A 13,563-nucleotide genomic window follows, 5' to 3' on the forward strand; every position below is an offset into this window, starting at 1 on the left:
CATGTTTTTCAAGCAAGCCCTGGAAAAGCAACTCGACAACTGGATCGCCGACCTGCGAGAGAATGCCAATCTGCCGGTCAGCTTGCGGCTGTGGAATGGCACCGAATATCCGCTCGGGCACTTCGACAAGCCGGCTGTCACGCTGACCGTACGCGAGGCCGCGGCCCTGCCGCTGCTGCTGACGCCGAGCCTGGACAACCTGGGCGAAGCGTATGTGCAGGAGAAAATCGACTTCGAGGGCAGGCTGACGGACATCATCAAGGTCGCCTACGGCTTCTCGGCTGCGGCAACGCATCGCGCCGGCGGCGCGCTGTTCAAGGTGGCGCAGCACTTCACGCATACCAAGCAGGAAGACAAGAACTCGATCCAGTACCACTACGATGTCTCCAACGACTTCTACCAGCTCTGGCTCGATCCCAACATGGTCTACTCCTGCGCCTACTTCGAGCACGGCGACGAAGACCTGGCCACGGCGCAACTCAAGAAGATCGACCACATCCTGACCAAGATCCGGCTGCAGCCGGACCAGTCGCTGCTGGACATCGGCTGCGGCTGGGGCGCGCTGGTGCTGCGCGCCGCGCAGAAGTTCGGCGCGCGCTGCGTGGGCATCACGCTGTCGCAGAACCAGTTCGACCTGGCCACCGAGCGCGTCAGGGCCGCGGACCTGTCCGACCGCATCGAGATCCGGCTGCAGGACTACCGCGACACCGCCGGCACCTTCGACCGCATCACCAGCGTCGGCATGTTCGAGCATGTGGGCAAGGACAACCTGCCCGGCTACTTCAGCCGCATCCGCGAACTGCTGGCCGACGACGGCTATGCGATGAACCACGGCATCACCTCGCCCGACCCGGACAACGGCGCGACGCCGATGGACGGCGCCGAGTTCATGGACCGCTATGTGTTCCCGCAGGGCGAGCTGCCGCATATCGGGCTGGTGCTGCGCACGCTGCAGCAAGGCGGCCTGGAAGCCTTCGACGTCGAACTGCTGCGCCGCCACTACGCGCAGACGCTGCACCACTGGGCCGACAACTTCGAGGCCCGCGGCGACACCATCCGCGGCCTGGTCGGCGAGAAGAAATACCGCATCTGGCGGGTCTACCTGGCCGGCTGCGCACATGCCTTCGAGACCGAGAAGATGTCGATCTACCAGGTGCTCTGCCACAAGGCCGGGCTGCCGGCCGATACGCTGCCGTGGTCGCGCCGCTATATCTACGACCAACCCATTGGCGCAACGACTGAAGGCAACGCTGGCGATTGACTGAAGACCTCTTTGGCGGGCTGCCCCTGCCCACCCCACCTGCCCCTCCGGAACGGCCCGCCTCCCACCCGGGCGCGGCCGTCCCGCCCGCCCCCCCTCCGGCAAACCCGCGCGCGGCAAGAGCGTGCAACCCGCACAGGCGGACGAAGCCCTGCGCGCGCTCGCCGCGCAGCTGCCATCGAACCTGTACTTCGGCACGTCCTCCTGGGCCTACCCCGGCTGGAACGGGCTGGTCTATGACGGCGAGTACGGCGACAGCCTGCTGTCGCGCAAGGGCCTGGCCGCGTATTCGCGCCATCCGCTGCTGCGCGCCGCAGGCATCGACCGCGGCTTCTACGGGCCGATCCCGCTGGCGGACTACCTGTCCTACGCCGCGCAGGTCCCCGACGGCTTCCGCTTCCTGGTCAAGGCGCCCGCCAGCGTCTGCGATGCCTGGCTGCGCGGCACCGACGGCGCCGGCCGGCTGGCCAACGCCGCCTTCCTGGATGCGGAGATCGCGGTGCGCGACTTCATCGTGCCCGCCACCAGCGGGCTGGGCAGCAAATGCGGGCCGCTGCTGTTCCAGTTGTCGCCGATGGGTCCGCTGGCCGACAGCGCCGTGTTCCTGGAACGGCTCGACGCCTTCCTGGGCGCGCTGCCGGCGCTCGATCCGTCGATCACCCCGCATGCGTGCTACACCGTTGAGCTGCGCGACCCGGCACTGCTGACGCCACGCTACATCCGGCTGCTGCGCCGCCACGGGGCGCGCTTCTGCCTGTCAGCACGCGACCGCCTGCCGCCGGTGCCGCGCCAGGCCGCGGCGCAGGCGCTGATGGACGAGGAAGCGCCAGGTCCGCTGGTGCTGCGCTGGATGCTGCATGGCGGCCGGCCCTACGCCTACGCGGAAAAGCTGTACGCACCGTTCGACCGCATCGTCGACGACGACCCGGACACCCGCCATGCCATTGCCGATGTGGTGGCGCGCACGCTGCGCGCGGGGCAGCCTGCCATCGTCATTGTCAGCAACAACGCCGAGGGCTGCGCGCCGCTGAGTTGCGTGCGGCTGGCCGAGGCGATCATTGCGAGGCTGGAGGGGTGAATGGCTGACGGCCGGCGCACGGTGACCGATAGGCCGCTCCCGCAGGCAAGGGCCGCCACTACCTGAAGACTTGTGCATAATGTGCACAGCTGGAGGCCATGTGCTTGTCGCCACCCACGCGATCGGCTTGAATCGGGGCACCTTCCGACCGAGGAAGGATGGAGACGACGATGCCCCTTTCCACTTCGGCGCGCACACCGGGCCGCGCCGCCCTGCCGCAGCTGCTTGATCCTGCCTCGATAGCCATTGTCGGCGCCTCGCGCGATACCAGCCGCATCGGTGGCGTGGCGTTGGACCACCTGCAGCGCCTTGGATACCAGGGCCAGGTGTATCCGGTCAATCCGCGCTATGGGGAGATCGCCGGCCTGGCGTGCTATCCCGATATCGAATCCGTGCCGCAGGTGCCTGACGTGGCGGTGCTGGCGCTCGGCGCGGACGAGGTGCTGCCGCAGTTGCGGCGCTGCCATGCCCGCGGCATCCGTGCCGCCATCGTCTACGCTTCGGGCTATGCCGAGGCCGGTGAAGCGGGTGCCGGGCGCCAGGCCGCACTTGCGGCCTTCGCCCGCGAGAGCGGCATGGCGATCGCCGGACCCAACTGCATGGGGCTGGCCAACCTGACCACGCGCGCCATCACCGCATTTGCCACCACGTTCCGCGCGTTCCCGCCGCAGGACGGCCAGGGTGCCGTGAGCCTGCTGACCCAGAGCGGCAACGTCTGCGCCATCGTCTACGCCACAGGAAGGCAGATGGACGTGGGCTTCCACCAGTTCATCAATACCGGCAACGAAGCCTGCCTGGACTATGCGGATTATCTCGACTACCTCGCGGACGATCCGCAAACCGCGGCCGTGGTCGGTTACGTCGAGGGCCTGCGCAATGGCAGTGGCTTCATCGAAGCCGCTGCGCGCCTGCGCGCGGCAAACAAGCCACTGATCCTGCTGAAGGCCGGCGAGAGCGAGGCCGGTTCGGCGGCTACGCAATCCCATACCGCCGTGCTGGCCGGCAACCAGGCCATCTACCGCGCCGCCTTCGCCCAGATCGGCGCGATGCAGGCGGGTGATCCGACCCACCTGACCGACCTGGCATACCTGGCCGGCTTCCGCCATCGCAGCGCGGGACGCCGGGTGGTGGTGGCTTCCGTGTCGGGCGCAATGGGTGCCCTGTCGGCTGACCTGCTCAGCGCGGCAGGACTCGACGTGCCGCGCCTGCCCGAGGCGGTCCAGCAGCGCCTGCTGGCGGGCGTGCCGGAGCTCGGCGCAGTGGCGAATCCCGTCGACCTGACCGGCCAGCTGTTCAACCGCAGCGGCCTGGCCTACGCCGCGCTCGACAACCTTGCCGCCACTGACGGCATCGACGTCATCTTCCTCTACGCCACCGCCTACCTGCTGGATCGCGTGGCCGACGAGCTGATCGAGGTGGCGGGCAAGACCGATCGCCTGATCGTCGTCGCCACCACGGGCGAGCCGGCCAGCCGCGCACGGCTGGCCGGTGCCGGTGTGGCGCTGTTCCCGGATTGCGCACGCGCGGCCCGGGCCCTGGGCACGTACGTGGGCTGGCTCGGCACGGCGGCGCCGACCGCGCACTGGATGACGCTGCGCGCGCAGGCCGGCGGCGACGCGGCCGCCCGCGCGCCTTCCGGCGCCATGGACGAGCACCAGGCCAAGCAGTGGCTGGCGGGCTTCGGCGTGCCGGTCGGCGCGGAGGCGGCCGCGGCCACGCCCGAGGACGCCGCGCGCGCCGCCGAAGCCATCGGCTTCCCGGTCGCAGTGAAAGTGCTGAGCCCGAACATCGTGCACAAGACCGAGGTCGGCGGCGTCCGGCTGGGACTGGCCAACGCGCAGCAGGTGCGCGAGGCGGCGGCCGAGGTGGCTGCCGCCGCCTCGCAGGCGCTGCCGCAGGCACGACAGCACGGCGTGCTGGTGCAGCAAATGGCGAGCGGCGTGTGCGAGCTGATCGTCGGCGTGACGCGCGATCCGGTCTTCGGCCTGGCCATGACGGCAGGCATGGGCGGGATCTTCACCGAGATCTTCCACGACGTGGCGCACCGCCTGCTGCCGGTGGACCGCGCCATGGCGCGCGACATGCTGGCCAGCCTGCGCGGCTACCGGCTGATGACAGGCTTCCGCGGCAAGCCCGCGGCCGACATCGACGCGGCGGCCGACGCGATTGCGGCGCTCTCCGACGCCGCCATGTCACTGGGCGACAGCCTCGCCGAAATGGAAGTGAATCCCCTGCTGGTGCGCGCTGCCGGGCGCGGTGCCGTCGCCCTCGACGCGCTGGTCCTGATGCAGTCTCCGAACGCTGAGGGAGGTGCGCAATGACGCCTGATATGACCAAACCCGGGCTCGTGGACGGCCGGCGCCGCGAAACGCTCACGCTGCTGGCAATGGGCGCCCTGGCCCCGCTGGGCGCCCTGGCATCGCGCAAGGCACTGGCGCACAGCTTTCCCACGCAGCCGGTCACGCTGATCGTCCCCTTCGCGGCGGGCGGCGCCACCGATACGCTGGTGCGCACGCTGGCCGATGGCGCGGCCAGGACGCTGGGCCAGCCTGTCGTCGTGGAAAACCGCCCGGGCGCGGCGGGCGTACTGGGCGCCAATGTCGTGGCGCGGGCCAGGCCGGATGGCTACACCCTGACTGTGATCCCGGAACCGGTGTTCCGCCTGCCTCACCTGCAGAAGACGCAGTTCGACCCGCTGCGGGACTTCACCTATGTGATCCACCTGACCGGCTACACGCTGGGCGTGGCGGCGCGCGCCGACGCGCCATGGAAATCCTGGCAGGACATGGTCGAGGATGCCCGGCGCCGTCCCGGCAAGATCAGCTATGGCAGCACCGGCACCAACGGCACCATGCATGTAACGATGGAAGAGATCAGCAGGAAGCTCGGCATCGAACTCAACCATGTGCCCTACAAGGGCGAGTCCGAGATCATCACCGCAATGCTCGGCGGCCATATCGACCTGGCGGTCACCGCCGGCGGCATCGGTCCCTACGTCGACAGCGGCAAGGCGCGCTGGCTGGTGCTGTGGACCGCCGAGCACTCGCGGCGCTGGACCCGCGTGCCAACGCTGCGCGATGTCGGCATCGACATGGTGTCGACCTCGCCATTCGGCATCGCCGGGCCGCGCAACATGGACCCGCAGTCCGTGCAGGTTCTGCACGATGCGTTCCGCAAGGCCTTGAACGACCCCGCCATGCAGAAGGTGCTGGAGCGGTTCGACCAGGAAAGCGCCTACCTGAACAGCGCCGACTATGCCGCCTTTGCGCGCCAGCGCTATGAGAGCCAGGGCAGGCTGGTGAAGCGCCTCGGCCTGACGGCCAATCCATGACCGCGGAGACCGCCATGTCCTATCGTTCCGTATTCCATCGCGGCCTGTTCGTCGGCCGCACGGTGCTGGTAACCGGCGCCGGCAGCGGCATCGGCCGTTGCACGGCACACGAACTGGCCAGTCTTGGCGCGCGCCTTGCGCTGGCCGGCCGCAAGCTCGAGAAGCTTGAGCAGGTGAAGGCCGAGATCATCGCCGTCGAGCCCGAAGCCGCCAGCCGCATCACGCTGCACAGCTGCGACATCCGCGACGAGGCCCAGGTGCGCGAGACCGTAACCGCCGTGCTGGCCGCGCACGGCGCCATCAACGGCCTCTTCAACAACGCCGGCGGGCAGTTTCCGTCGCCGCTGCGCGATATCAGCCTGAAGGGCTGGGAAGCCGTGGTGCGCAACAACCTTACCGGCGGCTTCCTGGTGGCACGTGAATGCTTCACGCAATGGATGGAAGCCAACGGCGGCGCCATCGTCAACATCATTGCCGATATGTGGAATGGCATGCCGGGCATGGGCCATTCGGGCGCCGCGCGCGCCGGCATGCTGTCTTTCACCGAGACCGCCGCCTGCGAATGGGCCGCTGCAGGCGTGCGCGTGAACGCGGTGGCACCAGGCTGGATCGCTTCCAGCGGCTTTGACACCTACCCGCCGGAATTCCAGGCCAAGATCCGCCAGCTGGCGCGCAAGGTGCCGCTGCAGCGCCTGGGCACCGAAGCCGAAGTCTCCGCGGCGGTGGTGTTCCTGCTCTCGCCGGCGGCGGCCTTCATCACCGGCTCGACCATCCGTGTCGACGGCGGCGTGCCCAACGCCAAGCACACCTGGCCGCAGCCCGAGCACCAGCGCTCGGAGCCTTTCAACGGCTTCCCGCTCTACACGCTGCCGCAGTGCCTGACGCCGGCCACCGAATAAGCGACACCATGACCCTGCAACTGCCAAATCCGCGCTACTACAGCGCCGACCACGAAGCCTTCCGCGCCAGCGTGCGGCGCTTCTTCGAGAAAGAGGTGGCACCCAACGCCGAGGCCTGGGACGAAGCCGGCAGCTTCCCGCGCGAGCTGTACCGGAAGGCCGCCGCAGCCGGCCTGCTGCAGCCGGGCTTTCCGGAAGCATACGGTGGCGCCCCGTGCGACGCCTTCTATCGCATGATCCTGTTCGAAGAGCGCGCCTGGGGCGGCTCCGGAGGCATCGCCTCGGGGCTGTTCTCGCACACCATCGGTGCGCCACCGATCGCCGCGGTGGGCAGCGAGGCGCTGAAGGCGCGCGTGCTGCCGCAGATCCTTGCCGGCGAGAAGATTTCCGCGCTCGCCATCACCGAGCCCGACGCCGGCTCCGACGTGGCGCAGCTGTCCACCAGCGCGCGGCGCGAGGGCGACCACTACGTGGTCAACGGCACCAAGCTCTACATCACCTCAGGCATGCGCGCGGACTACTTCACGGTGGCCGTGCGCACCGGCGGCCCGGGTTCCGGCGGCGTATCGCTGCTGTTGATCGAGGGCGATACACCGGGCCTGACGCGCACGCCGCTGAAGAAGATGGGCTGGTGGGCGTCCGACACCGCGCAGCTGTTCTTCGACGCGTGCCGCGTGCCGGTGGAAAACCTGATCGGCGAGGAAGGCAAGGGCTTTGCCGCCATCACGAAGAATTTCAACCACGAGCGGCTGGCGCTGGCCGCGGCCGCCTGTGGCTATGCGCAGGTCTGCTTCCACGACGCGCTGGCGTGGGCGCGCGAACGGCGCACCTTCGGCAAGCGCCTGGCCGACCACCAGGTAGTGCGCCACCAACTGGTGGACATGGCCACGCGCATCGAATCCACGCGCGCCCTGCTGGACGACCTGGCCGCGCGCCTGGACGACGGCGCCGCGCCGGTGGCGCAGATCGCGATGGCCAAGAACATGGCCACGCGCACCTTCCAGTTCTGCGCGGACCGCGCGGTGCAGTTGCTGGGCGGGATGGGCTATATGCGCGGCAGCCGGGTGGAGCGCCTGTATCGCGAGGTCAAGGTGATGATGATCGGCGGCGGCGCCGAGGAAATCATGAAGGACCTGGCGGCGAAGCAACTGAGCCTGTAGCAAGCCGCGGACGGTGCCGACAGGTGCCGTCCGCGGCCGCCTTCCTCTTACTCCAGCCGCAGTCCGCTCTTCTTCACCACTTCACCCCATCGCACCGCTTCGGCCTTGATGAACGCCTGGAACTGCTCCGGCTTGCCGCCGACCGGATCAATCCCATAGTCGATCAGCCTTGCCCGTACGTCAGGCTGCTGCAGGACCGCTTCCATTTCCCGGGCCAGCTTTGCCTGCACCGCCGGTGGCGTCATCGCCGGTGCGATCAGGCCGATCCAGCTGCCTGCCGTGACGCCCGGATAACCGGCTTCGGCCATGGTCGGCACCTCCGGCGCGGCCGGCCAGCGCGTCGGGCTGGATATCGCCAGCGCGCGCACCTTGCCCGCCTTCACCTGCGGCATCATGGTCTGCACCGAATCGAAGATGATGGCAACCTGCCCCGAGAACAAATCAGGCAGCGCCGGCGAAATGCCCTTGTAAGGCACGTGCGTCATCTGCATGCCGACCGACTGCGCGAACAGCTCGCCCGCCAGGTGCGCGCCGGAGCCATTGCCGCTGGAGGCAAAGGCCATCTTCGCGGGATTGGCCTTGCCCCAGCCCACCAGCTCTTTCACCGTGGTCGGCGGCAACTGCGCGCTGGAGACCAGCAGCAGCGGAATCCGCCCGATCATGCTGACGCCGGTGAGGTCCTTGAGCGGGTCATAGCTCATCTTCGGATACAGGCTGGGATTGATGGCGTGCCCGGCCACCACCACCAGCAGCGAATAACCGTCCGGCGCGGACCTGGCGACGTTCTCCGAGCCGATCATGCCGTTGGCGCCGGGGCGGTTCTCCACCACCACCGGCTGGCCGATGCGTTCCGCCAGCTTCTGCATCACCAGCCGCGTCACGGCGTCTGACACACCACCGGGCGTGTACGGCACGACCACGCGGATCGGGCGGTTGGGATAGGCGTCGCCCTGCGCCTTGGCGGGCAAGGGGCCGGCGAGGCTGCCTGCGGCCAGTCCTGCGAACAGGCCCAGGCATAGCTGGCGTCGGATGCGCGCGTCGGGCTTGGGTCGGGTCATGTCTCCTCCTGGTTGCGCGCGCCAGTGCCGGCGCGCAAGATCTCTGGCCGGGTCTATGCCCAACTGCGGGGTACGGAAAGCGGAAAGTCCAGCAGCATCTGCGCGTAGCTCTTGCCCAGCGGGTCCGAGCGCAGGCTGGCCACGCCGCCACCGCCCAACGCGCCGTGCATCAGGAAATTCAGCGCGTGCAGGCCGGGCACGTCAAAGCGCTCGACCTCGCCCTGCACCAGGTGGGCAAAGTACGCGCGCACGGCTTGCGGGGTGAGTTGCTCGCGCAGCAGTGCCAGGTACTCTGGCTTGCGGGCGATCACGCCGATGTTCTCGTCATCGCCCTTGTCGCCGCTGCGCGCATAGGCAAGCGTGACCAGTGGCCGCTCGACGCGCGGCTCATGGGGGAGCGCAGGCGATGCCGGCGCGTCGATCGCGACCGGCGGCTCCTGCGCCGCGCTCACTGCGGCATTGGGCAGCAGGAGCTCGCCAGCCTCGAACTCCACGCGCATCGGCACCTCCGACTTGGGCACCAGGAAGGAGAACACCTTCACCACGGGCTGGATGTCGACCCGACCGGCGAAGGAAGAGCGCGTGCCGGCCGCCATGGACGTCCCCGCAGAAGAGCATTCGCGCTGCAGAAAGCTCAGCCCCTTGGCGAGCGGATGGCGCGCGCCGATGCGCAGCACCACTTCCCGCGTCGGCAATGCGCGCGCATGCGGGCCATACTGCGATTCGCAGCCGAGCAGCTCGACCACGGTCTCGGTGTAGTCCGGCATCTGGCGCTCGGCCAGCATGGCACGGGTGCGCGCCAGCAGCGCCTCGGCGGTGCGGCGCGCCTTGGCGGGGGCATCGATGCCGCGGATCGCCATCATCAGGCTGATCTGGTACCCGTCCTGCCAGGTGGCATTGCCCTTGTAGTGCGTGCCGGGTGCCCGGCCACGCGCGCCATGCACGCGTACGCGCCCGGGCTCGACCAGTTCCGTGCGCACCATGCGGAAGTCGCAGGTCACGTCCGGCATCAGGTAGTTGGCGGGATCACCGACCTCGTACAGCACCTGTTCCGCGACCGCGGCCGGGTCGATCAGTCCCCCAGTGCCCTCTGGCTTGCTCAGCACGAAGCTGCCGTCGTGCGCGCAGTCGATCACGGGGTAGCCCATGCGCTCCCAGCCCGGCACGCGCTGCCAGTCGGTAAACAGCCCGCCCGTGGCCTGGGCGCCGCACTCGATCACGTGGCCCGCCAGCGTGCCGGCGGCCAGGCGGTCCCAGTCGGTCCAGTTCCAGCCGAACTCGTGGGCCAGCGCGCCCACCACGACGGCGCTGTCCACGCAGCGCCCGGCGATGACGATGTCCGCGCCCAGCGCCAGCGCGCGGGCAATGCCTTGCGCGCCGGTGTAGGCGTTGGCCGACCAGGGCTCGGTGGTTGGCACCGGATTGCCTCCAAGGTCAGCCAGCCCCTCGGCGCACCACTGCGCGAAGCGCGGCTGCACGTCGTCGCCGCTGACCACCGCGATGCGCGGCGACAGCCCCTGCTGCGCCGCCACCTTGAGCAGTGCGTCGCGGCAGCCGTGCGGATTGAGGCCGCCGGCATTGGCAACGACACGGATGCCCCGCCGCAGGATTTCACCGAGGTTCGGTCCCATCGCCGCGTGCACGAAGTCGGTGGCGTAGCCCTGCGCCGGATCCTTGGCACGGGCGCGTGCCAGGATCGACATGGTGGTCTCGGCCAGGTAGTCATAGACCAGGTATTGCAGGCCGGGCACCGCCAGCAGTTGCGGCGTGGCGATGGCGGAATCGCCCCAGAAGCCGGAAGCGCCACCGATGCGCACGGTCTTGCCGGCGCGCGCTTCGCCTTGCACGGATTCGCTCATGCTTCTTCCTTTTCGGCGACATCGGCCTCCACCCGCGCCAGCAACGAGCCGGCACTGGCCTGCCCACCGGTGCGCGCGGGCAACTCCGCCACCACGCCGGCGAAGGGCGCCACGATGGTGTGCTCCATCTTCATGGCCTCCAGCACCACCAGCGCCTGGCCCGCTTCCACGTGGTCGCCCTCGGCCACATTGACCGCGACGATGCGGGCCGTCAGCGGCGCCTGCAGCGCGCCGTCGGCGTCGCCCGCATCGCGGCGGCGGCGCGGATCGTGCAGCGGGAACTGCCAGGCGAGGCCGGACTGGAACAGGTGCAGCGCGTGCTTTTCGGCGGCGAACACCAGCGGATAGGCCACGCCGTCGCATTCGACCAGGGCCGTGCCGTCGACGGCATCGGCGCGCAGCACGCGCAGCCTGCATTCCACCGGCGGGTGGTCTTCACCGCGCTGGCGCAGGCTGACGCGCCAGCCATCGGCAGACACGCGCAGGAACGCTTCCCACGCCTTGCCGGCCGCATTCAGCACCACGCTGGAGGCCGCACGCGCAAGCGTGGCCGGCTTGCCGTTGCCGCCCAGCAGCCCCCACGCGGCCAGCGCGGCGCTTGCCGTCACATGCACCGGAGGCACCGGGGCCTGCAGCGCCGCCTGCATATGGGTGTCGACAAAGCCCGTATGCACGTCATTGCCGGCGAACGCCGGGTGCGCCAGGCACGCGGCCAGGAACCCCTGGTTGGTGGGCACGCCCAGCAGCGCGCAGTCTTGCACCGCGCGCAGCAGCTTGCGGCGCGCCTCTTCGCGGTCGGCGCCATGCGCGACCAGCTTGGCGACCATCGAGTCATAGTGGGTGGGGATGGCACCGCCCTCTTCCAGCGCATGGTCCACACGCACATCGCGACCAGCGGCAGGCGGGCGCCAGCGCAGCAGCGGCCCGCCCTGCGGCAGGAAACCGGCCGGCACGTCCTCGGCGGTGAGTCGCACTTCGATGGCATGGCCGTTGAGCCGGACCTGGTCCTGCGTGACCGGCAGCGGCTCGCCCGCCGCCACGCGCAATTGCCATTCGACCAGGTCGAAGCCGGTGATGGCCTCGGTCACCGCGTGTTCGACCTGCAGCCGGGTGTTCATCTCCATGAAGTAGAAGCTGCCCTCGGCATCGAGCAGGAACTCCATGGTGCCGGCGCCGACGTAGCTGATGGCCTTTGCCGCGCGCACGGCGGCCTCGCCCATGCGCGAGCGCAGCACCGGGCCGACCGCGGGCGACGGCGCTTCCTCGATGACCTTCTGGTGGCGGCGCTGCACGGAGCAGTCGCGCTCGCCGAGATGGATCACATTGCCGTGGGTATCGGCAAAGACCTGGATCTCGACGTGGCGCGGCGCGATCACGGCGCGCTCCAGGATCAGCTCGTCGGAGCCGAAGGCAGACGCCGCCTCGGAGCGTGCGCTCGACAGCGCCGCGGGCAGCGCCGCCGCGTCGCGCACCAGCCGCATGCCGCGCCCGCCGCCGCCGGCCGCGGCCTTGACCATCAGGGGGAAGCCGATGGACCCGGCCTCGGCCAGCAGCGTGGCGTCATCCTGCGCAGCCCCCTGATAGCCGGGCACGCAGGGCATGTCGGCAGCCAGCATCAGTCGCTTGGCCTCGGCCTTGTTGCCCATGGCGCGGATCGCCGCGGCGGGCGGGCCGACGAAGACCAGGCCGGCGGCGGTGACCGCCTCGGCAAAGGCGGCGTTCTCGGCCAGGAAGCCATAGCCGGGGTGCACCGCATCGGCACCGCTGGCGCGGGCTGCTTCGACGATGGCAGCAATGTTCAGGTACGACTCGCGCGGCGCGGCGGCGCCGATGCACACGGCACGGTCGGCGCAGGCAATGTGCGGGCTGTGGCGGTCCGCTTCGGAATACACGGCCACGGTAGCCAGCCCGAGGCGGCGGGCGGTGCGCATGATGCGCACCGCGATCTCGCCGCGATTGGCGACGAGCAGCGTATGAAAGGATCGGCGGGTAGCAGACATGGGAAATCCTGTGAATCTCTTGGAAGATGCGGCCGGCGCGGTCAGCCGGTCGACTGCGCGGCGCGCACCGCCACGGCATCGAAGCGAACGGTCCAGGCGGCATCGCGCTTCTCGCGGAATGCCGCCACGCCTTCGGCGCCCTCGCGCCGCATGCATTGCGCAAACTGGTGCGAGGCCTCGTCCAGCAGCGGGCCTGGCGGCTCGTGGCCGCAGCGGCCGACCAGTGCCTTGAACACGCGGTTGGCATTCGGGCCGCAACGGCCGATGCGCGTCAGCCACTCGGCAATCAGGGCGTCCAGCTCCGCGCTGTCGTCCGCGAGCTGGTCGACAAGACCGATGGCTGCCGCCGCATCGCCGCTGACGCGCGCGCCGGTCAGGCCCAGCCGGCGCGTGGCGGCAGCGCCCAGCCTTTGCACCACAAAGGGGGCGATCTGCGCGGCGACAATGCCCAGCGTGGTCTCCGACAACGCAAAGCGCGCATCGCGCGTAGCCAGCACGACGTCGGCCGCGCAGGCCAGGCCCATGCCGCCGCCCATGGCCGCGCCCTCAACCGCGGCGATCACCGGTACCGGCAGCACGCTCAGGCGCTCCATGAAGTAGCCGAACTGGCGGTTGCGCGTGGCGACCGGGTCTTCCTGGCTGGCGTCGGCATCGAGCCGGGCCTGGAAGCTGCCCACGTTGCCGCCTGCGCTGAAGATGCCGCCGGCGCCGCGCAGCACCAGCGCGCGGACATCCGGGTCGGCTTCGGCCTGCGCCACGGCGGCGGCCAGCGCGGCCACCACTTCGGGCGCGAGCGCGTTGCGCGTGGCAGGAATATTGAGGGTGGCGAACAGTACGCCGCCGGCGCGGCGCACGATCACGGCATCGTTGCATGAGCTGTCAGGCATGGCGATCCTGGCTGGTGGTCGGTTCAGGGT

9 protein-coding genes and 1 pseudogene are annotated in these 13,563 nt (G+C 69.7%); 6 read left to right on the forward strand and 4 right to left on the reverse strand.

From position 1 onward, the window contains the following. Nucleotide 1 precedes the first annotated feature (1 nt). The 6 genes and pseudogenes from RS901_RS01025 (at nt 2) to RS901_RS01050 (ending at nt 7,729) form a co-directional block, all read left to right on the forward strand. Nucleotides 2-1,261, forward strand: a complete 1,260-nt coding sequence (locus RS901_RS01025) for a cyclopropane-fatty-acyl-phospholipid synthase family protein (RefSeq protein ID WP_316150971.1) — start codon at nt 2-4, stop codon at nt 1,259-1,261. Next, nucleotides 1,258-2,339, forward strand: a pseudogene (locus RS901_RS01030) (DUF72 domain-containing protein). Before RS901_RS01025 ends, RS901_RS01030 begins: the two are co-directional and overlap by 4 nt. Nucleotides 2,340-2,509: 170 nt before the next feature. Continuing rightward, nucleotides 2,510-4,660, forward strand: a complete 2,151-nt coding sequence (locus tag RS901_RS01035; RefSeq protein ID WP_316150972.1) for an acetate--CoA ligase family protein — start codon at nt 2,510-2,512, stop codon at nt 4,658-4,660. After that, nucleotides 4,657-5,670: a tripartite tricarboxylate transporter substrate binding protein gene (locus RS901_RS01040; RefSeq protein ID WP_316150974.1), complete on the forward strand. Its 1,014-nt coding sequence runs from the start codon at nt 4,657-4,659 to the stop codon at nt 5,668-5,670. The genes RS901_RS01035 and RS901_RS01040 overlap by 4 nt, the downstream gene beginning before the upstream one ends. A gap of 14 nt (nt 5,671-5,684) precedes the next feature. Further along, complete coding sequence (locus RS901_RS01045) at nt 5,685-6,569, forward strand: SDR family oxidoreductase (protein ID WP_316150975.1); 885 nt, start codon at nt 5,685-5,687, stop codon at nt 6,567-6,569. 8 nt (nt 6,570-6,577) lie between these two features. After that, entirely contained in the window at nt 6,578-7,729 is a 1,152-nt protein-coding gene (locus RS901_RS01050) for an acyl-CoA dehydrogenase family protein (protein ID WP_316150976.1), read from the forward strand. Between the two features lie 47 nt (nt 7,730-7,776). Here the strand turns inward: RS901_RS01050 and RS901_RS01055 are convergent, their stop codons facing one another. Genes RS901_RS01055 through RS901_RS01070 form a run of 4 tightly spaced genes read right to left on the reverse strand, consistent with a single transcriptional unit; the run spans nt 7,777 to nt 13,533 of the window. Continuing rightward, the gene (locus RS901_RS01055) at nt 7,777-8,787 is read right to left on the reverse strand and encodes a tripartite tricarboxylate transporter substrate binding protein (protein WP_316150977.1); all 1,011 of its coding nucleotides are present in this window, start codon (nt 8,785-8,787) and stop codon (nt 7,777-7,779) included. A 53-nt stretch (nt 8,788-8,840) separates the two neighbouring features. Beyond that, complete coding sequence (locus tag RS901_RS01060; RefSeq protein WP_316150978.1) at nt 8,841-10,646, reverse strand: acyclic terpene utilization AtuA family protein; 1,806 nt, start codon at nt 10,644-10,646, stop codon at nt 8,841-8,843. Further along, nucleotides 10,643-12,646: an acetyl-CoA carboxylase biotin carboxylase subunit gene (locus RS901_RS01065; protein ID WP_316150979.1), complete on the reverse strand. Its 2,004-nt coding sequence runs from the start codon at nt 12,644-12,646 to the stop codon at nt 10,643-10,645. Before RS901_RS01065 ends, RS901_RS01060 begins: the two co-directional genes overlap by 4 nt. A gap of 41 nt (nt 12,647-12,687) precedes the next feature. Continuing rightward, nucleotides 12,688-13,533, reverse strand: a complete 846-nt coding sequence (locus RS901_RS01070; protein ID WP_316150980.1) for an enoyl-CoA hydratase/isomerase family protein — start codon at nt 13,531-13,533, stop codon at nt 12,688-12,690. Between the last annotated feature and the right edge of the window lie 30 nt (nt 13,534-13,563).

Origin of the sequence: Cupriavidus sp. BIC8F, from assembly GCF_032465815.1 — a bacterium.
In the GTDB taxonomy this organism is placed as follows: domain Bacteria; phylum Pseudomonadota; class Gammaproteobacteria; order Burkholderiales; family Burkholderiaceae; genus Cupriavidus; species Cupriavidus necator.